This is a genomic window from Blautia sp. CAG:257, from assembly GCF_000433815.1.
GTDB classification, from domain to species: domain Bacteria; phylum Bacillota; class Clostridia; order Lachnospirales; family Lachnospiraceae; genus Blautia_A; species Blautia_A caecimuris.
Map to the genome: position 1 here is coordinate 88,989 of NZ_HF999018.1, position 575 is coordinate 89,563.

Genomic DNA, 575 nt, shown 5'->3' on the forward strand with positions numbered 1-575 from the left:
ATCACCCGTCCTGTTTCAAATAAACCATATTCCTTTAAAATATTTTTTACATTGCTGCCTGTAAAATGCACCCAGTAAACCTCTGTCTGGTCTGCTCCGTAATAAACATATTTCTGCATTTCTCTGGGCTTATATAAAATCATGTGCCCGGCTTCTATAATCTGTTCTTTATTGTCAAAAAAGAAATGTCCTTTTCCTGCAGTAATATAAAGCAGCTGATAGTCAATTCTTCCTCTTGGACGGTAGGTGGGAAGCCTGGGCTGATGGATCAGACGGTAGGTGCCGCAGCTTCCCACCACCAGGGGGTGGGTCTTGTCCTTAAAATCCAACAAAGAATTATGCAGATAGCCGGAATTGATATACATAATGATCCCTCCTGTTAAAAAAAACTTCTGTGTTATAAAAGTGTATCATTTTGTGCATATTTTGTCCAATGAAGTTTATGGACGGTCTATGTAAATAAGGCGTAAAATAATGTTAAAACAAAGGAAAAGTAAAAGAAACCAGGGAGGAACGCGTTGTGATTGTGCCAAAATATTACGAGGACTTAAAAATAGTGCATGAAAATACCATGC

Annotated in this window: 1 protein-coding gene; it reads right to left on the minus strand. The window is 38.3% G+C overall.

Annotated features, from left to right (window positions below):
* On the minus strand, positions 1 to 365 hold a 365-nt coding region (locus tag QVP40_RS04025; RefSeq protein WP_288200312.1), incomplete at its 3' end, for an AraC family ligand binding domain-containing protein.
* Positions 366 to 575 lie beyond the last annotated feature (210 nt).